At 64.6% G+C, this 21511-nt stretch carries 20 protein-coding genes; 15 read left to right on the forward strand and 5 right to left on the reverse strand.

The annotated features are described in order from the left end of the window. From BN3385_RS25835 to BN3385_RS25905, 15 genes are all read left to right on the forward strand, one after another. Positions 1 to 1182: an aromatic ring-hydroxylating oxygenase subunit alpha gene (locus tag BN3385_RS25835; protein ID WP_059021238.1), complete on the forward strand. Its 1182-nt coding sequence runs from the start codon at positions 1 to 3 to the stop codon at positions 1180 to 1182. 4 nt (positions 1183 to 1186) lie between these two features. Next, positions 1187 to 2047 carry a hypothetical protein gene (locus BN3385_RS25840; protein ID WP_059021239.1) on the forward strand — a complete coding sequence of 287 codons (861 nt, stop codon included), beginning with the start codon at positions 1187 to 1189 and terminating at the stop codon, positions 2045 to 2047. Then, positions 2044 to 2793, forward strand: coding sequence for a Zn-ribbon domain-containing OB-fold protein (locus BN3385_RS25845; protein WP_059021241.1), 750 nt, complete (start codon positions 2044 to 2046; stop codon positions 2791 to 2793). The genes BN3385_RS25840 and BN3385_RS25845 overlap by 4 nt, the downstream gene beginning before the upstream one ends. Beyond that, positions 2790 to 3956: a thiolase C-terminal domain-containing protein gene (locus tag BN3385_RS25850; RefSeq protein WP_059021243.1), complete on the forward strand. Its 1167-nt coding sequence runs from the start codon at positions 2790 to 2792 to the stop codon at positions 3954 to 3956. Before BN3385_RS25845 ends, BN3385_RS25850 begins: the two co-directional genes overlap by 4 nt. Before the next feature lie 34 nt (positions 3957 to 3990). Beyond that, positions 3991 to 5514 carry a class I adenylate-forming enzyme family protein gene (locus BN3385_RS25855; RefSeq protein ID WP_059021245.1) on the forward strand — a complete coding sequence of 508 codons (1524 nt, stop codon included), beginning with the start codon at positions 3991 to 3993 and terminating at the stop codon, positions 5512 to 5514. Positions 5515 to 5839: 325 nt separating this feature from the next. Continuing rightward, a complete protein-coding gene (locus BN3385_RS25860) occupies positions 5840 to 6550 on the forward strand; it encodes an MlaE family ABC transporter permease (RefSeq protein ID WP_082690783.1) in 711 nt (236 codons plus the stop codon). Positions 6551 to 6587: 37 nt separating this feature from the next. After that, a complete protein-coding gene (locus BN3385_RS25865) occupies positions 6588 to 7418 on the forward strand; it encodes an MlaE family ABC transporter permease (protein ID WP_059022425.1) in 831 nt (276 codons plus the stop codon). 2 nt (positions 7419 to 7420) lie between these two features. Beyond that, positions 7421 to 8806, forward strand: a complete 1386-nt coding sequence (locus tag BN3385_RS25870; RefSeq protein WP_059021249.1) for an MCE family protein — start codon at positions 7421 to 7423, stop codon at positions 8804 to 8806. A 16-nt stretch (positions 8807 to 8822) separates the two neighbouring features. After that, on the forward strand, positions 8823 to 9857 hold the full coding sequence (locus BN3385_RS25875; protein WP_059021250.1) for an MCE family protein: 1035 nt from the start codon (positions 8823 to 8825) through the stop codon (positions 9855 to 9857). Continuing rightward, positions 9854 to 11212 carry an MCE family protein gene (locus BN3385_RS25880; RefSeq protein WP_059021252.1) on the forward strand — a complete coding sequence of 453 codons (1359 nt, stop codon included), beginning with the start codon at positions 9854 to 9856 and terminating at the stop codon, positions 11210 to 11212. The genes BN3385_RS25875 and BN3385_RS25880 overlap by 4 nt, the downstream gene beginning before the upstream one ends. Further along, a complete protein-coding gene (locus BN3385_RS25885; protein ID WP_059021254.1) occupies positions 11209 to 12534 on the forward strand; it encodes an MCE family protein in 1326 nt (441 codons plus the stop codon). The genes BN3385_RS25880 and BN3385_RS25885 overlap by 4 nt, the downstream gene beginning before the upstream one ends. Continuing rightward, complete coding sequence (locus tag BN3385_RS25890) at positions 12531 to 13682, forward strand: virulence factor Mce family protein (RefSeq protein WP_059021257.1); 1152 nt, start codon at positions 12531 to 12533, stop codon at positions 13680 to 13682. The genes BN3385_RS25885 and BN3385_RS25890 overlap by 4 nt, the downstream gene beginning before the upstream one ends. A gap of 1 nt (position 13683) precedes the next feature. Next, a complete protein-coding gene (locus tag BN3385_RS25895; RefSeq protein WP_082690645.1) occupies positions 13684 to 15060 on the forward strand; it encodes an MCE family protein in 1377 nt (458 codons plus the stop codon). Next, entirely contained in the window at positions 15027 to 15401 is a 375-nt protein-coding gene (locus tag BN3385_RS25900; RefSeq protein WP_059021259.1) for a DUF732 domain-containing protein, read from the forward strand. The genes BN3385_RS25895 and BN3385_RS25900 overlap by 34 nt, the downstream gene beginning before the upstream one ends. Positions 15402 to 15416: 15 nt before the next feature. Continuing rightward, positions 15417 to 15905 (forward strand): CAP domain-containing protein, encoded by a 489-nt coding sequence (locus tag BN3385_RS25905; protein WP_059021261.1) that lies wholly within the window; start codon positions 15417 to 15419, stop codon positions 15903 to 15905. A gap of 223 nt (positions 15906 to 16128) precedes the next feature. On the opposite strand, the gene BN3385_RS25910 is transcribed toward BN3385_RS25905, so the two are convergent. The 5 genes from BN3385_RS25910 to BN3385_RS25930 form a co-directional block, all read right to left on the reverse strand. Then, positions 16129 to 16587 carry a MaoC family dehydratase gene (locus BN3385_RS25910; RefSeq protein ID WP_059021263.1) on the reverse strand — a complete coding sequence of 153 codons (459 nt, stop codon included), beginning with the start codon at positions 16585 to 16587 and terminating at the stop codon, positions 16129 to 16131. Beyond that, positions 16584 to 17474 carry an SDR family oxidoreductase gene (locus tag BN3385_RS25915; protein ID WP_059021266.1) on the reverse strand — a complete coding sequence of 297 codons (891 nt, stop codon included), beginning with the start codon at positions 17472 to 17474 and terminating at the stop codon, positions 16584 to 16586. The genes BN3385_RS25910 and BN3385_RS25915 overlap by 4 nt, the downstream gene beginning before the upstream one ends. Further along, entirely contained in the window at positions 17471 to 18604 is a 1134-nt protein-coding gene (locus tag BN3385_RS25920; protein ID WP_059022426.1) for an acyl-CoA dehydrogenase family protein, read from the reverse strand. Before BN3385_RS25920 ends, BN3385_RS25915 begins: the two co-directional genes overlap by 4 nt. Positions 18605 to 18611: 7 nt before the next feature. After that, positions 18612 to 19406: an enoyl-CoA hydratase-related protein gene (locus tag BN3385_RS25925; RefSeq protein ID WP_059021268.1), complete on the reverse strand. Its 795-nt coding sequence runs from the start codon at positions 19404 to 19406 to the stop codon at positions 18612 to 18614. Between the two features lie 372 nt (positions 19407 to 19778). Beyond that, positions 19779 to 21458 carry an AMP-binding protein gene (locus BN3385_RS25930; RefSeq protein WP_059022427.1) on the reverse strand — a complete coding sequence of 560 codons (1680 nt, stop codon included), beginning with the start codon at positions 21456 to 21458 and terminating at the stop codon, positions 19779 to 19781. Positions 21459 to 21511: the final 53 nt, after the last annotated feature.

A 21511-nucleotide genomic window follows, 5' to 3' on the forward strand; every position in this document is an offset into this window, starting at 1 on the left:
ATGACCACGTCACTTCCCCGCCAGGACCGAATTCGCCGGGCGATCGAACTATTGCGCAATGACACCACTGACAAGCTCGACGACGTCGTGGGATTCACCGCGGAGGAGTTCATCGATCCGGTGCTGGCTCAGGAGGAACGCGACTACGTCTTCGGACGGGTGCCGTCCATCGTCGCGCACGGCTCGGAGATCGCGAAACCGTACGACTTCCTCACCGTCACGATGCCCCGCAACAACGTCCTGGTGGTGCGTCAAAAAGACGGTGGCGTCAAGGCATTCGTGAATCTGTGCCGGCACCGCGGTGCGCTGCTGGAACAGAACGAGAAGGGTCGGTGCCGGTTCTTTTCGTGCGCCTACCACCGGTGGTCCTACGACCCTGACGGGTCGCTACGGATGATCACGCGGGACAACACGTTCGGCGACATCGACCGCAGCGCACAGGGTTTGGTCGAACTGCCCTGCGAGGAACGCCATGGCTTCATCTGGCTCGTCGACAACGCACAGGCCTCGATCAACGTTGCCGAATGGTTGGGCCCGGAGATGGACGCGATCCTCGCCGGCTATCGCCTCGACGAACTGACGTGCTTCCGTGCGGCCGGATTCGACGAACCGACAAACTGGAAGATCATGCAGGACGCGTTCCTGGACGGCTACCACATCCAGTACGCGCACCCGAACTCCGCGGGCAAGATCATCCACACCAATGTGATGGCCTTCGAGGATTTCGGGAGGCACTGCCGGTTCATCGCACCGCGCAAGTCCATCGACCGCTGGCTCGAAGAGGACCCCGGGGATCAGCCACTGGACCCCTATGTCACCGAAACGCACTTCCTGCTGCCCAACAGCACCCTGTTGCGCCAGCCCGATCATTTCCAGCTGCTGACGTTCCGGCCGCATCCGAGCGACCCCACCCGGTCGCGGATGGAGCAGCGTCTGATGGTGCCCTCGGTGGAGGCATCCGGCATCGAAGAAGCGCACTGGCAGAACCGGTGGGACAAGAACTGGCAGATCCTGCTGACCGTGCTGCACGAAGAGGACTTCCCGCTGCTTCGCGACTCCCAGCAGGGCATGGGAAGTGCCGATGCCGGCGGAATGTTACTGGGCCGCAATGAGGTTGCCAATCAGGTGTTCCACCGGGAGATCAGGAAGCTGCTCGCTGCCGGCCGCACCGCCACGTCATGATCCGATGATCAAGTACGAGTGGCGAACCGACCTCAGCGCCCCCGAGGCCGACGAGCTGGCCGATCTTCTGCACCGCGCATCGGTCTACGATGCCGAACCCGGCTACAGCACCATTGATTTCGAGTCGGTACTGCAAGCCATGTCGTCGAAGGACTCTCGGGACCGACATCTGCTCATCTGGATGCTGCCGCACCCGACCGCATTGGATCAGCCCGACGTGCCCGAGCGGATCGCCGGTCTGGTCCGCCTGCGACACCTCGGAGACGGACATGCCGACGGCACAGCCGTCATCGATCCGAACCTGCGCTCGATCGGCATCATGACGTTGTTGACCGAACGACTAGGCCTCGACACCACGGGCCCAAGCGGCTGGCTCGGCACCGGCGCCCACACCATCTCCTGCTGGGCCAGGGGTAACCACCCGGCCGCTGGACGGCTCAGCAATCGGTTCCTGGTCCCCCGAATTCGGCAGGTGTGGCAACTCATCCGCGGCACCGAGCCGGACCCGGACCTTGCCGGCGCCCCGGTCCTCGAGCCACTTCAGACCACCGACGCGCTGACGCGCTATGCGCTGCGGGAAGCGGGCCGCATCGTCGCGGCCGCATCGCTGAACACCCGCACGGTCGACTCCGAGGAGTTCGGCCTGTGCGGCGTCGTCAGTGACATCGACACGCCGCCATCAGCCCCCGCCGGTGCGCTGCGGCGATTCCTCTGCGGCATCGGCGTCGTCGCCCGGGATGCAGGCCGCACGGGTGTGGTCATCAACGTCGACTCCGACGAACTGCCTGTCGTCCAAGCCGCCCGGCTGGCCGGCTTCCACCATGACCGCACCGACGTTCGTTACCAACTCGGAGGTATCCCGTGAGCGTGGCGCTCGCACCCGACGACCTCGTCGCCACGGTCGAGGCCCACGGCCGGGCCGTCGCCGCCGCCGACAACAAGACCGTGCTGGCCGACTTCATGCCAGACCGGATAGGCCAACTGATCGCCTCGGCCGACGTACCACGAACCCTGAAGTGTTCACAGGTGCAGAGCATCACCGCGGTTGCCGACGGCGGTTACGACGCCGTGATCCGTTACACCAGACCCGACGACAGCTGGTTGGAACTGCGCAGCCGCTGGATCTTGTTCGAGGACGGCACCTGGCGGGTGCGCTCGGTGCGCAACATTCCCGATACTCCACCATGGATCGATCTGACGGGTCCCTCCCCCGACGGGCTCGACGCGCCGCACTGGGAGGGCCTGCGCGCGGGCAGGCTGGTGCTGCAACAGTGCAGCGATTGTTCGAGCTGGATCTGGTCGCCGCGACCGATCTGCCCCCAATGCCATTCCTTCGCCATCTCGTGGCGGGCCGTCGAACCGGTGGGCACCGTGTTCTCCTGGACGCGCACCTGGCAACCGTTCTCGCCGCAGAGCACCGGACATCTGCCGTACGTCGTCGTACTCGTCGCTCTCCCCGCTGCCGGCGGACGCCGTGTCGTCGGGGTGTTGACCCCGGCAGACGGGGTGACACCACGAATCGGCGCTTCGGTAAGGGGGACGATCGAGCAACCACCCGATGAGCACCACTGGCCGCTGCTGCGCTGGCACCTCGAGGAGACGCCCCGATGACCGGGTTCCGTGGCTCGACCGCGGTTGTCGGGGTTGGTGCCACCGACTACTACAAGCGCGGCAGCAGCCCCTTCTCGTCGGCACAACTGGTATTGCAGGCCATCCTGGCGGCTTGCCGGGACGCCGGCGCAGACCCCCGACGGATCGACGGATTCGTCTCATACGCAGGCGATTCCAGCGAGGGACTTGCTATCGGCGCGGCCCTCGGGGTACACGAGGTGCGCTGGTCAACCCAGATCTGGGGTGGTGGCGGCGGCGCGGTGGCCGCGGCGGTGAACTGTGCCGCCGCGGCGGTCTACAGCGGCCAGGCCGAGTGCGTGGCCGTCTACCGCGGACTCAGCGAGGCCACCGACGGCCGGGGGGCGTTCAACAAGGGGCACATGGGCCACCTCTACACCGCGCACGGCATGCTGGCACCGCCACAGGTCTGCGCACTGCGCACTCAACGCATGCTGGAAGTCGACGGCGTCCCGGTGTCGGCCCTCGAGGCAGTGTCGATGGCCGGTTATCACCACGCGCAGAACAACCCTCGGGCCGTGGCCTATGGCCGACCGTTGGACCACGACCGCTATACCGACTCCCGGCCCATCTCCGAACCGCTGCGGTTGTTCGACTGCTCGCGGGAAAATGACGGCGCCACAGCCATTCTCGTGGTTGCCGCCGACAAGGTGGCCGACTATCGCGGCCGCCCCGCCTACATCCTGTCCGGAGTTCAGGGTGCGGCGGCGGGCTGGAGCGAATCAGTGGAGAACGAGGATCGTTACACCAGCGCGGGTTTCCACCCCGCTCTGGTGGAACGGCTCTGGCAGGGCGCAGGCATCACGGCCGACGACGTGGATGTGGCCCAGGTGTACGAGAACTTCACCGGACCGGCGGTGGCCTCGATGATTGACCACGGGCTCTGCCCGCCCGGCCCCGCTGCCGGAGAGTTCCTGACACTGCAGAATCTGACCGTCGAACGCGGTCGATTGCCGATCAACACCGCGGGCGGCAACATCGCCGAGGGCTTTGTCCACGGTATCGGGTTGGTGGCCGAGGCGGTGCGTCAGATCAGAGGCGGATCACCCAATCCTGTTCCGAACGCAGAGATTTCCCTGCTGATCGGCGGCCCCATGGCACCATTGGTGAGTTCGACCGTATTCGGCGCCGCTGCCACAGTGTGACCGCGACAAGCGATATCACGTATCAAGGAGAACGATGGCGACGACAGTAGCTTCGGCACTGCGCTGGTGGGCCCGGACCGAGGGCGACCGCGAAGCCCTGGTGGTCGGTTCGGATCGGCTCAGTTATCGCCAGCTCCACGCTTGGACGGGTCGGCTGGCCCGCCGGTTGGCCGACGACGGGGTCAAGCCCGGGACGCGCATCGGCCTGCTGGCCCCGAACTCGCTGCAGTGGCCGGTCATCGCACTGGCGATCATGAAAACTGGTGCGGTACTGGTCCCGCTCAACGCTCGGCTCAAACCCGCTGAGATTCGCAAGATCGCCGACGACGCTGAGATCAGCGCCATCATCGCCGCGCCCACTCACCTCTGCGAGGCGAACGAGGCCGCCACGGCCGGGCGCGAGTTCGCCGTGTGGGATGCGGCCGCCGCCGACAGTCTCCGCGTCGGCGAGGTCGATGATTTCGTGGTCGATCCAGACCCCCAGGACCCGATCGCCATCATCTTCACCAGCGGCTCAACCGGCCTGTCCAAGGGTGTCATTCTGACCAGCCAGACACTGATGGGCATGGTGCTGGAGAACACCCTCACCGAGGCGGGCTTCTGTCCGGGCACCGTGACCCTGCTCGTGTTGCCGCTGGCCTTCACCCCCGGGCTGGTCTACGGCGTGCTGATCACCACGGTCCTGGGCGGCACGCTGATCGTCGAGCCTGAACTCAAGCCGGCCAACGCTGTCACCCTGATCGAAAAGTACTCGGTGAAAACCTTATTCGGTGTTCCACTGGTCTTCGACGCCCTTTCCCGGACTCAGGAGTTCGCCCATTCGGATCTGAGTTCACTGCAGACCGCCATCGTGGGCGGGGCAGCCGTACCACCGGATCTGTTGCGCCGGTGGGCTGACAAGGGTGTGCTGCTCCGCCAGATCTACGGCATGACCGAGGCAGGCGGTGTGGCAACCGCGACGATCACGTCCGAAGCCCTCGACCATCCGGACTCCTGCGGTAGTGGCTCGATCTTCACCGAAGTAGCCGTGATGACGGCTGACGGGTCATTGGCAGCACCTGGAGAGCCTGGTGAACTGGTGGTGCGCGGCCCCGGTGTGACGCCCGGGTACTGGAACGATCCGCAGACGACGGCCGTCGCATTCCGCGACGGCTGGTTGCACAGCGGGGATCTGGGCGTCGCGGACGACGCGGGACGGATCCGGTTCCTGGACCGGATGAAGGAGCTCATCATCTCGGGTGGGATCAACATCTCCCCCGTGGAATTGGAGTCGACGATCGCCACCCTGGGCGGGGTTGCCGAGGTCGCCGTGATTGCGGTAGCCGACGAGCGTTTCGGGGAGACTCCTGCTGCGATCATCACGGTCACCGGCGGCGCGGCACTCGACGAGTCCGCCGTAGTCGCGCACTGCGAGAAATTGTTGTCCGATTACAAGGTCCCGCGCTATGTGGTGCTTCAGCGCGATCCGCTTCCCCGCTTGCCCAGCGGCAAGCTGGACAAGAACGCCATCCGCTCGGCGTACCGCGACATCCCGGATCGATTCGGCAAGGTGCGTTGATTGGTCACCGACAGCGGTGCGCCCATACGCTGGCGGATAGCCTCACGAGGCGGCTACCTGCATAAACCGGCGGGCTAGCCCTTAAGGGGTACAAAATAGCCCCCATCGAGGAGCAGCAACCGCAGCAAAGGTCAAGATACGGTTCGGCAATGCCGCCGGTCGCCAACGTCGAGCCCGGGCAGCTGACCGTTCCGGCGCTGCCACCGGTCCGGTTCCGCGCGAACCGGGGCGATTCCAGCAACTCCGTTAAGCGCTCCGGAGAGCGCCCGTGACCGCGAGCAGCACCCTCGCCAAGCCGGTACGGGCCTTTGGTGGATTCATCGGCATGTCCTTGGACACGTTCGTGTTGATGTTCCGCCCACCGTTCGCGTGGCAGGAGTACCTCCTGCAAACCTGGTTCGTCGCGCGCGTATCGGTGCTGCCGGCGTTGATGCTCACACTCCCGTACTCGGTGCTCCTGGTGTTCACCTTCAACATTCTTCTCGGCGAGTTCGGTGCGGCTGACTTCTCCGGCACTGGCGCCGCTATCGGCACCGTGAATCAGATCGGTCCCATCGTCACGGTTCTCGTGGTCTCGGGCGCAGGGGCGACCGCCATGTGCGCTGACCTCGGAGCCCGAACGATCCGGGAGGAGCTCGACGCGCTGAAAGTGATGGGCATCAATCCCATTCAAGCGCTGGTCGTCCCCCGAGTGCTCGCAGCGACGACCGTCGCGCTGGCCCTATCGGCGACAGTAATCCTCACCGGCCTCGCGGGCGCCTACATCTTCTGCGTGTACATCCAGCATGTCTCACCGGGCGCCTTTGCCGCCGGAATGACGCTACTCACCGGGATGGGCGACGTCATCGTCTCGCTGACCAAGGCAACCCTGTTTGGTCTCGCGGCGGGTCTTATCGCTTGCTACAAAGGCATTTCCGTCGGCGGCGGCCCCGCCGGGGTCGGCAATGCCGTCAACGAGACCGTCGTGTTCACCTTCATGGTCCTGTTCGCCATCAACGTGATCGTCACCGCGGTCGGCATCCAGTTCACCGTGTGATGGGGGCCGACCAGTGACCGTGGGATTTCCGAGCAGCCTGCGACCCAAACTCAGCGCCGGCGTCCAGGATGCGACGGCGGCGTGGGATCGCATCGGCGCCCAGACCCGTTTCTACGTCAAGACTTTGGCTGCCATCCCCGAGGCCGCTACCCGCTACCGCAAGGAATTACTACGCCTCATCGCGCAGATGGGGCTGGGTGCCGGCGCCTTGGCAGTCGTCGGCGGAACTGTCGCCATCGTGGGATTCCTGACCATGACCACCGGAGCCCTGGTCGCTGTGCAGGGCTATAACCAACTGGCCTCGGTGGGTTTCGAGGCGCTCACCGGGTTCGCCTCAGCCTTCTTCAACGTCCGCCTGATTGTCCCGGGAACCGTCTCGGTTGCTCTATCGGCGACCATCGGGGCGGGAGCCACCGCACAGATCGGCGCGATGCGGATAAACGAGGAGATCGACGCGCTCGAAGTCATCGGAATCCGCTCCGTCACCTACCTCGCATCAACCCGGGTGATGGCCGGCGTGATCGTCGTGATCCCGCTCTACTGCATCGCGGTCATGATGGCGTTTCTGGCGGCCCGGACCGGAACGGTGCTGATCTACGGTCAGGGGTCGGGCGTCTACGACCACTACTTCAATACGTTCCTCAACCCCACCGACGTGATCTGGTCGTTCATGCAGTCGGTTGCCATGACCATCGTGATCATGCTGGTGCACACCTACTACGGCTACACAGCCAAGGGTGGTCCGGCAGGCGTGGGTGAAGCGGTGGGCCGGGCGGTCCGCACCTCGATGGTCGTCGCCGCAGTCGAAATCGTGATGATCTCACTGGCCGTCTACGGACAGTCCGGCAACTTCAACCTGGCGGGCTGACGATGGAAGCCCGCCCCGGTGAAGAACGACTCCATGACCGTTGGTGGACGGTCATTCTGCTGGTCGCGATTGCCGTGTTCTTCTTCGTCACCGGCACTGCGTTCGCCGGTACGTTCCGGTCCTATGTTCCGGTCACGCTGACCGCCGATCGCTCCGGCCTGGTCATGGAAACGGGCGCCAAGGTCAAGATGCGTGGCGTTCAGGTCGGTCGAGTCAGCCAGATCAATGGCGGCAGCGGACCCCCGACGCTTCGACTCGAGATCGATCCCGACCAGATCAAGTTCATTCCGGCGAATGTTTCTGCACAGATCAAGGCCACCACAGCGTTCGGCGCAAAGTTCGTCGATCTGGTGTATCCGGCGGACCCCAGCCCACGACGACTGTCAGCCGGTGCTGTGTTGAAGTCGAACAACGTCACCACCGAGGTCAATACCGTCTTCCAGAACGTCGTGAACCTTTTGGACATGGTCGATCCGGCCAAGCTCAACGCGGTGCTGACCGCGGTCGCCGACGGCGTGCGGGGAATGGGGCCCCAGATGGGCCAAGCCACCACCGATCTCAATCAGGTGCTCAAGGCGCTCAACGATCGCAGCGACACCATTCGCGAAGATTGGCGCTCGTTCAAGGATTTCAACGACACCTACGCGGCAGCGGCACCCGACATCGTGACAATCCTGAATGCCGGCAGCACATTCAGCGACACCGTCGCGAGCCGGGCGTCGTCGCTGGATGCACTGCTGCTCAACACCATCGGCTTCTCCTACTCAGCCCGAGAACTGCTCGAGGCGAGCGAGGACCCACTGGTTCGCGCGGTGAATCTCCTCGAGCCCACCACCAACCTGCTGTTGAAGTACAACCCGGTCTACACCTGCTGGCTGCAAGGGGCCTACTGGACCCTGACCACCGGTGGGGCCTACGACATCTGGGGCGGCAAGGACGGCAAGTCGGCCAACTTCGACGTCGCCCTCCTGCTCGGCAACGACGCCTACCAATACCCCGACAACCTCCCGATCATTGGCGCTAAGGGCGGGCCGGGCGGCAAGCCGGGGTGTGGGTCGATGCCGGACCCCAGCAAGAACTTCCCGGTTCGTCAGCTGATCACGAATACAGGCTGGGGTACCGGGCTCGACATTCGGCCCAACCCGGGCCTCGGACATCCGTGCTGGGCCAATTGGTTCCCGGTCACCCGCGCGGTGCCGGAACGGCCGAGCATTCGTCAATGTCTCCCCGGGCCTGCGCCCGGCCCGGACATGGGGCCCGGGATGCCGCCCTATGGCGCAGCCTGGTACGGCCCCGGCGGCGTCCCACTCTGGCCGGGCGTACCACCTGCCCCGGAACCGGCCGCATCACCGCCGCCGATGTCACCCGCACCGCCACCGACACCGTGACAACCCGACAGGAGAGATGAACGTGGGAAGCCAATTGAGGGGCACCGTCTGGCGCCTCGCTGTGTTTCTCACGGTGTGCTTTTTCGGTGCGTTCGCTCTCCTGGCTGTCTTTGCGCAGTTCCGGTTTGGCGGTGGCAAGACCTACAACGCTGAGTTCACCAACGTGACGGGTTTGAAGTCCGGCGACTTCGTGCGCATCGCAGGTGTCGAGGTAGGCAAGGTCGAGGACATCGCGATCAATCCGGACGCCACCGTCCGCGTCGAGTTCTCCGCGCGCGATGACGTGGCCCTGACCGAGGGCACTCGAGCAGTGATCCGCTACGACAACGTGATCGGCGGCCGGTTCCTGGCTCTCGAGGAGGGCGCCGGTGAACTCAAGCGCCTGGCGCCGGGCGCGACGATTCCCGTCGCTCGAACCGCCCCGGCACTCGACCTCGATTCGGTGATCGGTGGATTCAAACCGCTGTTCCGGGCGCTGAGTCCCGAACAGGTGAATGCGTTGAGCGGACAGCTGGATCAGGCGCTTCAGGGACAGGGCCCAACCATCTCGTCCTTTCTCAATCAGGCTGCCGTCCTGACCAACACACTTGCCGATCGCGATCAATTGATCGGCGAAGTCGTCACCAACCTCAACACGGTCCTCGGCACCGTCGGCGGGCAAAGCGCGCAGCTCGACAAGGCGGTCACCAACCTGTCCGGATTGATCGACGGACTCAATGCTCGCCGGACCGACATCGCCGACGCCTTCGCGAGTACCAGTGCCGCCGCCGCGACCGTCGCTGACCTGTTGGACCAGACGCGGGAGCCCATCAAGAAGGTGGTCCACGAGACCGATCGGGTCTCGGCCATCGCCGTGGCCGACCACGAGTATCTCGAGAAGCTGATTGACACGCTGCCGGACAAGTACCGGGCGCTGGGACGCCAAGGCATGTACGGCGACTTCTTCAGCTTCTACCTCTGCGATCTGGTGCTGAAGATGAACGGCAAAGGCGGACAACCGGTCTACGTCAAGGTCGCAGGGCAAGACACTGGGCGGTGCACTCCGAAATGAAACCCTTCTCTGATCGCAATCCCTTCATTCTCGGCGCCATCGGCGCCGTCGTGATCACCGGAATCGTTCTCGCCGCACTGAACTGGCAGAAAGTCCCGTTCCTCAATCCCGGTCGCAACTACTCCGCGTACTTCGCTGATGCCGGCGGACTGTTCACCGGCGCCGGAGTGGAGGTGTCGGGCCTACCGGTCGGCAAGGTGTCCAGTATCGAACTGGACGGCCGGCAAGTATTGGTGAAGTTCCGCATCAAAGGCGATGTGCGCCTTGGGGAACGGACCATGGCGGCCATCAAGACCAAAGGCCTACTCGGCACCAAGATGCTCGACGTCACCCCGCGGGGGGACGGCACACTCACCGGTCCCATTCCGCTCGACCGAACCACCTCGCCGTACCAGCTGCCCGACGCCCTTGGCGATCTGACCACCACCATCAGCGGTCTGGACACCAACCAGCTGTCGGCATCATTGGCGACCATGGCGCAGACCTTCGCCGACACCCCACCGGATCTGCGAAACGCAGTGGCCGGCGTGGCTCGATTCGCCGACACCCTGAACAAGCAGGATGCGCAGTTGCGCAATCTGCTCACCAACGCGGCCAAGACCACCGATGTGCTCGCCAAACGCACCGACCAGATCGTCCAACTGGTCCGGCAGACCAACTCGCTGCTGATGGCGCTCAATCAGCAGAGTGCCGCCTTGGATCAGATCTGGCGCAACATCTCGGCCGTATCGCTCCAACTGAAAGCATTCATCGCCGAGAACCGCACGACGCTGAAGCCCGCTCTGGAGAAGCTGAACGGCGTCCTGACGATCGTCGATGACCGCAAGGCGAAGGTCCAGGACGCGATCAAACGGCTCAACAGCTACGCCATGTCACTGGGCGAATCCGTGTCCTCCGGGCCGTTCTTCAAGGCGTACGTGGTCAACCTGTTCCCCGGCCAGTTCGTGCAGCCGTTCATCGATGCCGCGTTCTCGGACCTCGGCGTGGATCCCGCGACGCTGCTGCCCTCGCTTCGTACCGACCCGCAGGTCGGGCAGCCCGCGACCCCGGCCTTGCCGGTCCCGTACCCGCGAACCGGTCAGGGCGGCGAACCACACCTCAACCTGCCCGACGCCATCACCGGCAATCCCGGCGACCAGGGCTGTGGCCCCCCTGGCCTGCCGCTGCCCGGACCCACCGGCTGCTACCCCTACCGGGAGCCGCTACCCGCTCCCCCGCCGGGTGGCCCGCCGCCGGGTCCGCCGGCGGCGTCCCCGCCCGCGATCGCCTCGGTGCCCGAACCGACGCCGTCTCCGGTCTTGGTGCCGGCGCCCAACGAACAACCGGCAGACGCCCAGGCCGGAGGAACACGATGACCAAGCTGCTGAAGTCGCGTACCGCCATTGCCGTCGTCCTGGCCCTGACGTTGGTCGCCGGTGCGGTGGTGGCGGTGCGCACCGTCGATCGCATGGACCGCACCGATGTGGTCGCCTATTTCGAAAACAGCACCGCCCTGTTTCCTGGCGACGATGTCCGCATCCTGGGCGTGCCCGTTGGACGCGTGACCAGTGTCGAACCGCAGCCCGACGGCGTGAAGATCTCCTTCTGGTTCGACCGCAGATACAAGGTCCCCGCGGACGCGAAGGCCGCAATCCTGTCTCCCATGCTGGTGACCGGACGAGCGATCCAGCTGACCCCGGTCTACACCGACGGACCCGCGCTGAAGGACGGCGCCGTGATCCCCCGCGACCGGACGGCGGTCCCCGTGGAGTGGGACGAGGTGCGGACTCAACTCAAACGCCTGACCGAACTGTTGGCACCCACCAAGCCCGGTGGAGTGAGCACACTCGGCGCCTTCATCGACACCACCGCGGACAATCTTCGCGGGCAGGGCGGCAACATCCGCGAGACGATCATCAAACTCTCGCAGGCGATGTCGGTGCTCGGCGATCACAGCAACGACATCTTCTCCACCTTCAAGAACCTGTCGATCCTGGTCTCGGCGCTACGCGACAGCAGCGGCCTGCTGGTCCAACTGAACAACAACCTCGACTCAGTCACGGGTGTGCTGGCCAGTGATCCGGGCAAGATCGGTGACGCGTTCGTCCAAATGAATTCTGTCATAGGCGATGTCAAGACATTCACCGAGGAGAACAGCGGGACGATCGGAACAACATTCGACAAGCTGGCCTCCATCAGCACGGCGCTGAATGACAGCCTCGATGACATCAAGCAGACCCTGCACATCGCTCCGTCCACGGTCCAGAACTTCAACAACATCTACGAGGCCTCGAACGGCGCGTTCACCGGAGCCCTCGCCGTGAACAACTTCGCCAACCCGATTTCGTTCCTGTGCGGCGCCATTCAAGCCGCCTCCCGACTCGGGGCCGAACAGGCTTCGAAGTTGTGCGTGCAGTACCTGGCACCCATCATGAAGAACCGCCAGTACAACTTCCCGCCGATCGGTGAGAACTTCCTCGTCGGTGCCCAAGCCCGGCCCAATGAGGTCACGTATAGCGAAGACTGGATGCGGCCTGACTATGTACCGCCGGCGACGAGCCCGGCGCCGTCCGCGCCGGCACCCGCAGGCGCCGCCGAAAGCGCCCCACTGGCGGCCGAGACACCACCCATGATCGAGACCGACCCCAACGCGGGCCTGGCCGGGTTGATGGCACCCCCTGCTGGTGGCGGCTCATGACCCGCCGGCGGTGGTATCGCAGGGCGATCGTCGTCGCGCTGGTGCTCGGCCTCGCCGGCGGATCGTCGGGCTGCGGCCTCAAGAACTGGCAGGGACTGAACTCGTTGCCGCTTCCAGGCACTGTCGGCGGCGGCCCCGGTTCATTCGTCATCAAGGCGGAGATGCCCGATGTCAACAACATTCAGCCCAATTCCCGGGTGCGCATCGGTGATACCACCGTCGGTCACATCACCGCGATCGAGCTGCAAGGCTGGCACGCACTCGTCTCGATGCGCCTCGACGGCGATGTCCAGCTACCGGCCAACTCGACGGCGAAGATCGGCCTCACCAGCATCCTGGGCTCCCAGCACATCGAGCTGAGCCCGCCCACAGATGCTCCACCGGAGGGCCGACTACACGAGGGGTCGGTCATCCCATTGTCCAATTCGGCGTCCTATCCGACCGTCGAGCAGACCCTGGCCGCAGTCTCGATGGTCCTCAACGGCGGCGGGCTCGGCCAGATTCAGGACATCACCGAAGCGTTCAGTACCGCCTTCCGTGGGCGCGAACAAGACCTGCGCAGTCTGGTCGGCGAGTTGGACAGGTTTGCCGCCAATACCAACGGACAGACCGACGACATCATCGCCGCCACCGAGAGCCTGAACACGCTGGCCGGCACATTCGCGGCGAATCAACCGGTGCTGGACAAAGCACTCAAGTCGGTGCCCGAGGCGTTGGCTGTGCTCAACAACGAGCGGGAGAACCTCGCCGAAGCTGCCGACGCACTGGGCCGGTTCGCCGATCGGGTGGTCAGCACCGTCGACCAGACGAAGGCCAATCTGGTGAAGGAACTCAAAGAGATTGGCCCCGTGCTCGAGTCGTTGGCCAACGCCGGGCCCGCCATGACGCGGGCGCTGAGCCTGATCCTCACCTTCCCCTTCCCCAACGAGACCATCGAAAAATGGCAGCGCGGCGACTATGCGAACATGACCGCGATCGTGGACCTCACGCTCTCCCGCATCGACCAGGGCATCTTCACCGGTACCCGCTGGGAGGGCGACCTCACCGAGTTGGAGATGCAGTGGGGCCGAACCATCGGCCAATTCCCGAGCCCTTACACCCAGGGCAATCCCTTGGTCGCGCCCTACCGCTTCGATCAGGGGCCCTAACATGCATCTGAGCAGACGAATGCTGATCCAGCTCGCGGTCTTCACCACCATTGCGTTGCTCGCGGTTGCGTTGATGAGTTTGCAGTTCCTCAAGCTGCCCGCCAAGTTGTTTGGCATCGGCCGCTACACCGTGACCGTGGAGTTGCCGGAGAGCGGCGGACTGTATGGCACCGGCAATGTCACCTATCGTGGCGTCGAGGTCGGCCGGGTTCAGTCGGTGGATCTCACCGATACCGGCGTCAAGGCGGTGCTGTCGCTGAAGTCGGGCATCGACATCCCGTCCGATCTGAAGGCGGAGGTACACAGCCAGTCAGCAATCGGTGAGCAGTATGTCGACCTGATGCCCCGCAATGGCACTTCACGCCCGCTCAGAGACGGTGACGTCATTGCGGTCTCCGATACCTCGGTGCCGCCGGACATCAACTCACTACTCGACTCCGCCAACACCGGCTTGCAGGCCATTCCGAAAGACAATCTCAAAACGGCTATCGACGAGGCCTATACCGCCGTTGGCGGCCTGGGCCCGCAACTCTCTGAGATCGTCAAGGGGTCAACAACGTTGGCCATCGACGCGCGGAAGAACCTCGACCCGCTGATCGATCTCATCGACAACGCCAAACCGGTACTGGATTCGCAGAGCCAATCCGCACAGGCGATCAAGGCCTGGGCGGCCCACCTTGCCACGGTGACCAGCGACCTTCAGCAGAACAACGACGCGGTAGCGGGTTTCATTGACCAGCAAGGGATCATCGTGGCGTCTGACGAGGTGCGCAACCTCATGGAGCGACTCAAACCCACCTTGCCGGTGCTGGCGGCCAACCTCGCCAGCGTTGGCCAAGTCGGCATCGACTACCAGAACAGCATCGAGCAATTGCTCGTCACACTTCCCCAAGCGGTGGCCGTCGGTCAGGGCACCTTCCTGGCCAACGCGAATACCCAACAGGCCTACAAGGGTGAGTACCTCTCGTTCAACCTGAACATCAATCTTCCGCCGGCTTGCACCACCGGTTTCCTTCCGGCACAACAGGCTAGGGACGCCAGCCTGACCGACTATCCCGACCGGGCACCGGGAGACCTGTACTGCCGCACTCCGCAGGATTCGCCCTTCAACGTCCGGGGGGCCCGCAACATCCCCTGTGAGACCAGGCCGGGCAAGCGCGCCCCCTCGGTCAAGCTCTGCGAGAGCGACGAGCAGTACGTACCACTCAACGACGGGTACAACTGGAAGGGCGACCCGAACGCGACGCTGTCAGGTCAGGACATCCCGCAGCTCCCGCCGGGCGCTGTCCCGCCGCTTCCCGGCATGCCGAGCGCTGCCAGCCCGACGACCAACCAGGACAAGACATGGCAGTCAATGCTGTTGCCGCCCGGATCCTGACAGCGGTTGGGCTGCTGACACTCTGCGGTCTCGGCGATGTGGTCGCCGCCCCGGCCGCGGATGCCGATACGGTCGCCTACCTGGTGAACGTCACGGTGCGACCGGGATACAACTTCCCCAATGCAGACGTCGCATTGGCGTATGGCAATGGGATCTGCGCCAAGATCGGAGCGGGAAAGTCCTACCGAGATCTCGTCGGCGAAACAATGTCTGACTTCGCCACGGGCGACGAGTATGCCGCCGTGTACCTCATCAACCAGGCGGCCAATGAACTGTGCCCGCAACTCATCTGGCAGCTGCGCCAGTCTGCGGCGCACTACGTCGGCCAACCGCAACAGTAGAAAACGGGAGCCGCGATGAACGGTCAGCATGTCCGAGCACTTCTGGCGTCGTCGACGATCGCGGTGTCGGTGGTTGCGCTGAGCCATGCCACTGCACACGCCGACAATTCGCGGCTGAACAATGGGGTGGTCGCCAATGTCTACACGATTCAGCACCAAGCGGGATGCACCACCACCATCAAGAAGGACCCCGCTCTGACACTGGCCGCCCAGTGGCACACCAACGATGTCCTGCACAATCGCTCGTTGGACGGCGACACGGGATCGGACGGTTCGACGCCCCAAAGCCGAGCGCAAGCGGCGGGATATCGGGGAGCCGTAGCTCAAACCGTGGCCATCAATCCGGCCCTGGCGATCAACAACGTCGACATCCTCAACCAGTGGTACTACGACCCGGTCGCCTTTCAGATCATGTCGGACTGCGCCTATACCTCGATCGGCGTGTGGTCGGAGAACAGCCTCGATCGCTCGGTCGTGGTGGCCGTGTACGGCAAGCCGGCCTGACTCGATCCCCGACTCCCCTCATCGGTCGTCCGGCGCGCCAGGAGTCGGATCGCAACAGGGCCGAACACACCCAGAGTCAGGCCGGCCAGGAGCCAAGTCGGACCGTCGGCCAGGGCACCTGCAATCGCCATACCCAGTCCCGCCATCGCGCACAAGGACGACATCAGCGCGACGGCCAGCGACTCCGCACCGCGATACTCACTGGCCGGCACGTACGGATCCATCAGAAGATGTACCGTCCGATCATCTCGGCCACGGCCGCAGGCTTGTCCTTTCCCTCGATCTCGACGGTGTGCTGGGCGGTGAGTGCAACGGTGCTGTCATCGACCCTCGTCGCATCGGCCAGAAGCGATCGCACCCGCACCCTGGAACCCGCCGGCACCGGCGAGATGAACCGGATCTTGTTGAAGCCGTAGTTGATACCCATCTTCACGTTCTCGACGACAAAGCACTGCTTGCTCAGTGCCGGTATCAGCGACAAGGTCAACAGTCCGTGGGCAATCGTTGTGCCATAGGGACTTTCTGCAGCCGCACGATCTGAATCGACGTGGATCCACTGGCGGTCACCGGTGGCATCGGCGAAGGCGTCGATCCGCTCCTGGTCGACGGTCAGCCAGTCACTGACGCCCAACTCGGTACCGATTGCGGCGACGGCGTCCTCGATGGACGTGATCGTTCTCATACGCTGCGCTCTGCTTTCGCCGCTGCGGAAGCGGTCTTGCTCCGCTCGCGGGCGTGGGCCCAGTCCTCGTCGCTCATGGAGGTCAGCGCCGCGAAGGTGTTCGGGCCCGCGAGGCGCTGGCCGCCGTCCATCGCGATGGTCTCACCGGTCAGGTAGTCACAGGCATCGGAGAACGCGAGGATGGTCAGGTTGCCCAGCTCGTCGATGGTACCGGTGCGACCGAGGGGAATCTGGTCGGCCTGAGTCGCGCCTGCCGAACTCTCCTCCGTCGGGTTGAGCATCTCCCAGGCATATTCGGTCGGAATCGGTCCTGGCGCAAGGGCGTTGAGCCGGATGCCATAACGGCCCCACTCGACGGCCAACGACATCGTCATCGCGTGGACGGCGGCCTTGGCCATCGCCGAGGGCACCACGAAGGCCGATCCGCTCCACACCCAGGTGGTGAGGTTCGAGAGCACCGACCCGGGCAGCCCTTCGGCGATCCAGCGCTTGCCGGCCGCCAGCGTGGTGTTGAACGATCCCGTCATCACGGTCGAGGTGACGGCCTCGAACGCCCGTGGGCTGAGGCTTGCCGTCGGGGCGATGAAGTTGGCTGCGGCGTTGTTCAGCACTCCGGTCAGCGGCCCGTGGCGATCCCAGATCTCACCGATCGCAGCTGAAACTGCTTCGAAGTCGCGGACATTCACCGTCTGGTAGTGCGCCGAGCCGGGATGACCCGCGGATATCTCCGCGACCGCCTCGGCCAGAACGTTCTCCCGCCGTCCCCAGACATGCACCTGTGCGCCGTGGGCGACCAGCCGGGCAGCCACGCCGCGTCCCAGTCCGGTCCCACCACCGGTGATCAGGATGCGCTTGCCGGCCAGGACGTCCGGCGAGTAGATGCTCACAGTCCGAGGCTCTTTGCGACAATATCCCGCTGAACCTCGTTGGCACCGCCGTAGATCGGCGGCGCCAGCGCCTTTCGAACCTGAAGCTCCATGCCGTACTCGATGGTGTAGCCGTTGCCGCCCATCAGTTGCACACCCTCCAGCGCCGCCTGTTTGGCCACCTCGGTGCATTTGAGCTTCGCGATCGATCCCTCCCTGGCGAGCTGGTCCTCCAACCCGGCATCGATCTGGGCAGCCACCTGATAGACGTAGGCGCGGCAGCAGTCGATCTCGGCGACCAGATCCGCCAGCCGGTGCCGAACCGCCTGAAAGGTGCCGATCGACCGGCCGAACTGCTCGCGCTGCTTGACGTAGGCGATGGTGTCCTCGACCGATCGGCGGGCCGCACCGATGGACATCGCGGCGATGATCAACCGCTCGACGTTCAATCCGCGCATCAGCCGATGCCAGGCATCACCCACCCCACCGACGACATTGGCAGCCGGAACGGCCACATCGGTGAAGAAGACCTCGTTGACGGTGTGCCCGTCCATGGTCTGGATCGGCTTGATGTCCAGCCCGGGGGTGTCGGTGGTCAGGTACAGCAGGGTCAGACCCTGGTGCTTGGGGCCGTCGGTCGACGTCCGGGTCAGCACCAGCAGATGATCGGCGAGATGCGCGGCGGTGATCCAGATCTTCTGCCCGTTGATGATGAACCGGTCGCCGTCGCGAACCGCGCGGGTGCGCACGGAACCCAGGTCGGAGCCAGCGCCCGGCTCGGAGAGCGCGATCGCCTCGAAGCGCCCGCTGCAGAGATTGCCGAGTACCTCTTTCTTCTGTTCCTCGGTGCCGTGCCGCAGGTAGGTCTGCGCCGCGGTCAGCCCCGTTCCGTAGGCGTGGATGGGCGCCTGCCCGCGTGCGGTCTCCTCCAGGAAGATGCACTCTTCGACCATGCCGGCGCCGCCGCCGCCGTACTCAGCCGGCAGGGAGACCCCGAGCCAGCCAAGTTCGGCCAGTTGAAGCAGCAGTTCGGGACTGTTCGACAGCGTTCCGCCGTCGGTGAGCGCATCGCGCTGTTCGGCGGTGGCGCAGTTGTCCGCGCAGAACTGTTCGATGGCGCGGGCGAAATCCTGTTGCTCGGCGGTGAACAGCGGCACGTCAGTTGCCCCGGTAGGGCGCAAAGTCGGGCGCCCGCTTCTCGTTGAACGCCGTGACGCCTTCCTTGGCCTCCGGGGTCTCGCCGAAGAGTTTGAGGTTGGAGTAGGCCATCTGACCGAGCGAAGCGAACTGCTCAGTGTCGGCGTTGAACGACTGCTTGAGCACCTTCAACGACGTCGGCGAGAGCTGGAGGATTTCGTCGGCCCAGGCCCGCACTTCGGTCTTGAGTTGGTCGGCGGGCACCACCTTGTTGACCAATCCCCATTCGTAGGCCTGCTGCGCGGAGTACCGGCGGCACAGGAACCAGATCTCCCGGGCCCGCTTCTCACCGACCACCCGGGCGAGGTACCCGGTGCCGAAACCGGCGTCGAACGAGCCCACCCGCGGTCCGTTCTGGCCGAAGACGGCGGTCTCCGACGCGATGGTCAGGTCGCAGAGCACATGCAGGACATGTCCGCCGCCGATGGCGAATCCGTTGACCGCGGCGATGACAGGCTTGGGTGCGTCCCGGATCACCCGGTGCAGCGAGTCCACCTCGAACAGACCACTGTCCGACGGCCCGTAGTCGCCGGTCTCGGCGCGCTGCTTCTGGTCACCACCGGTGCAGAACGCCTTTTCCCCGGCGCCGGTCAGGCAGATCACGCCGACCTCGGAGCTGCCCCAGGCCAGCTTGAAAGCCTTGATGAGCTCGTCCACGGTGCGGGCACGGAAGGAGTTGTATCGATCGGGGCGGTTGATGGTAATCCAGGCCAAACCGTTGTCGACCTCGTAGGTGATGTCGGTGAACTCAGTCATCTTGTCGTCCTTCGTCTTTGAAAGCCGGCCAGCCGCCCGGGGTCGATGTAAAGCATTGTCTTTGGTCATACCATAATACCAAAGCTGACAGTCATCAAGAGACCACCGCCGTTACCGCAACATTGCTCGATTCGCGGGCTCTCGTCGCGCCCCTACAGATAGAGACTTCGTCCCCCTGTCGAGGCATATTGGAAAAGCCGGCAAGCCGCCCGGGGTCGATGTAAAGCATTGTCTTTGGTCATACCATAATACCAAAGCTGACAGTCATCAAGAGACCACCGCCGTTACCGCAACATTGCTCGATTCGCGGGCTCTCGTCGCGCCCCTACAGATAGAGACTTCGTCCCCCTGTCGAGGCATATTGGAGCCCGTTCAGCTCTCCCTGAACTCGTCAGGAAGCCGGTCGGCCGCGCTTTCCCGATTGCGCAGTTCGACACGGCGGATCTTCCCGGAAATGGTCTTTGGCAACTCGTCGGTGAACTCGATGCGCCGGATGCGTTGATAGGGCGCCAGGTTGTCGTGTGCGTGGGCGAAGATGGCATCTGCGGTGGCTCGGTCCGGCGACCAGCCCGACGCGAGGCTGATATAGGCCTTGGGCACCGCCAGTCGGAGGTCATCGGGCGCGGGCACGACTGCGGCCTCCGCGACCGCCGGGTGTTCAATGAGGACGCTCTCGAGTTCGAACGGCGAGATCTTGTAGTCCGAGGCCTTGAAGACGTCGTCGGTGCGTCCGATGTAAGTGATGTAGCCATCCGCGTCCCGGCTCGCGACGTCGCCGGTGTGGTAGCGGCCGCCAGCCATGACTGCATCGTTACGCTCGGGGTCACCGAGGTACCCGGTCATCAGGTTGACCGGTCTGGTCGTCAGGTTCAGGCAGATCTCACCTTCATCGGCCGCCTCGCCGGTGATCGGGTCCACGATCACGACCGGGATGCCCGGAAGTGGCCGGCCCATCGAACCGGGTTTCACCGGGCTGCCCGGGGTGTTACCGATCAGCGCAGTGGTCTCGGTCTGGCCGAAGCCGTCGCGGATGGTCAGGCCCCAGCTGTTACGGACCTGGGCGATCACCTCGGGATTGAGCGGCTCACCAGCGCCCATGGCTTCCCTCAGCGCAGGCGGCCGCTCTCCCAGGTGAGCCTGAATCAGCATGCGCCACACCGTCGGTGGCGCACACAGCGATGTCACGGCGACGTGCTGCAGCATCTCCAAGAATCGTGCGGCGTTGAACCTCGCGTAGTTGTAGGCCACGATCGTGGACTCGGCGATCCACGGCGCAAAGAACGAGCTCCACGCGTGTTTGGCCCAACCAGGCGAACTGATGTTGAGGTGAACGTCACCCGGCCGCAGCCCGATGAAGTACATGGTGGACAGATGCCCGACGGGATAGGACCGGTGGGTGTGCTCGACCAGTTTGGGGTGACTCGTCGTGCCCGAGGTGAAGTAGACGAGCATGGGGTCATCCGGCGCCGTCGTCGTGCGCAAGGGTGCGGCCGCGTCAAGGGCGTCAGAATCGCGGTACCGCCGCCACGGTGCTTGCGCGTCTCCGACCGAGATTCGGCCGTAGCCGCCCGCGATGGCAGCGAACTTCTCGGTCTCCTCGGCGTTGGTGATCACGTGTGACACTGCGCCCCGCGAGAGCCGATCGGCCAAGTCCTTCGGACCCAGCGCGGTCGTGGCCGGCAGGATGACCGCGCCGAGCTTCATGACGGCCAGCATCGACTCCCACAATTCGACCTGATTGCCGAGCATCAGCATCACGCGGTCACCGGGTTCGACGCCGCCGTCGGCGAGCCACCGGGCGACACGATCTGAGCGATGGGCCATGTCGTCGAAGGAGTAGGACTCGTCGGAACCGTCGTCACCGACGATACGTAGCGCCGTTCGCGGGTTGCCCCGCGCGATGTGGTCGAACCAGTCGATTGCCCAGTTGAACTGAGTGCCCACGTCCGGCCACTGGAACCCTGAGGCTGCAGCTTCATAGTCCTCGCGATGGGCGATCAGGTGATCGCGGGCTGCACGGTAAACCCGGCTTGCCGTTCTGGCTTCAGTCATCGCCGCCTCCTGGAAGTTACTATCTCGGTATTCGGGATCGTTCCCGCTGAAGG

Origin of the sequence: Mycobacterium sp. M26 (assembly GCF_001494595.1) — a bacterium.
In the GTDB taxonomy this organism is placed as follows: Bacteria; Actinomycetota; Actinomycetes; order Mycobacteriales; family Mycobacteriaceae; genus Mycobacterium.

What these genes read in the sequence shown, in the direction of transcription:
- BN3385_RS25835 (WP_059021238.1), top strand. Translation starts at nt 1, where the DNA reads ATGACCACGTCACTTCCCCGCCAGGACCGAATTCGCCGGGCGATCGAA.
- BN3385_RS25840 (WP_059021239.1), top strand. Translation starts at nt 1,187, where the DNA reads ATGATCAAGTACGAGTGGCGAACCGACCTCAGCGCCCCCGAGGCCGAC.
- BN3385_RS25850 (WP_059021243.1), top strand. Translation starts at nt 2,790, where the DNA reads ATGACCGGGTTCCGTGGCTCGACCGCGGTTGTCGGGGTTGGTGCCACC.
- BN3385_RS25855 (WP_059021245.1), top strand. Translation starts at nt 3,991, where the DNA reads ATGGCGACGACAGTAGCTTCGGCACTGCGCTGGTGGGCCCGGACCGAG.
- BN3385_RS25860 (WP_082690783.1), top strand. Translation starts at nt 5,840, where the DNA reads ATGTCCTTGGACACGTTCGTGTTGATGTTCCGCCCACCGTTCGCGTGG.
- BN3385_RS25870 (WP_059021249.1), top strand. Translation starts at nt 7,421, where the DNA reads ATGGAAGCCCGCCCCGGTGAAGAACGACTCCATGACCGTTGGTGGACG.
- BN3385_RS25875 (WP_059021250.1), top strand. Translation starts at nt 8,823, where the DNA reads ATGAACGTGGGAAGCCAATTGAGGGGCACCGTCTGGCGCCTCGCTGTG.
- BN3385_RS25880 (WP_059021252.1), top strand. Translation starts at nt 9,854, where the DNA reads ATGAAACCCTTCTCTGATCGCAATCCCTTCATTCTCGGCGCCATCGGC.
- BN3385_RS25885 (WP_059021254.1), top strand. Translation starts at nt 11,209, where the DNA reads ATGACCAAGCTGCTGAAGTCGCGTACCGCCATTGCCGTCGTCCTGGCC.
- BN3385_RS25890 (WP_059021257.1), top strand. Translation starts at nt 12,531, where the DNA reads ATGACCCGCCGGCGGTGGTATCGCAGGGCGATCGTCGTCGCGCTGGTG.
- BN3385_RS25895 (WP_082690645.1), top strand. Translation starts at nt 13,684, where the DNA reads ATGCATCTGAGCAGACGAATGCTGATCCAGCTCGCGGTCTTCACCACC.
- BN3385_RS25900 (WP_059021259.1), top strand. Translation starts at nt 15,027, where the DNA reads ATGGCAGTCAATGCTGTTGCCGCCCGGATCCTGACAGCGGTTGGGCTG.
- BN3385_RS25905 (WP_059021261.1), top strand. Translation starts at nt 15,417, where the DNA reads ATGAACGGTCAGCATGTCCGAGCACTTCTGGCGTCGTCGACGATCGCG.
- BN3385_RS25910 (WP_059021263.1), bottom strand. Translation starts at nt 16,587, where the DNA reads ATGAGAACGATCACGTCCATCGAGGACGCCGTCGCCGCAATCGGTACC.
- BN3385_RS25925 (WP_059021268.1), bottom strand. Translation starts at nt 19,406, where the DNA reads ATGACTGAGTTCACCGACATCACCTACGAGGTCGACAACGGTTTGGCC.
- BN3385_RS25930 (WP_059022427.1), bottom strand. Translation starts at nt 21,458, where the DNA reads ATGACTGAAGCCAGAACGGCAAGCCGGGTTTACCGTGCAGCCCGCGAT.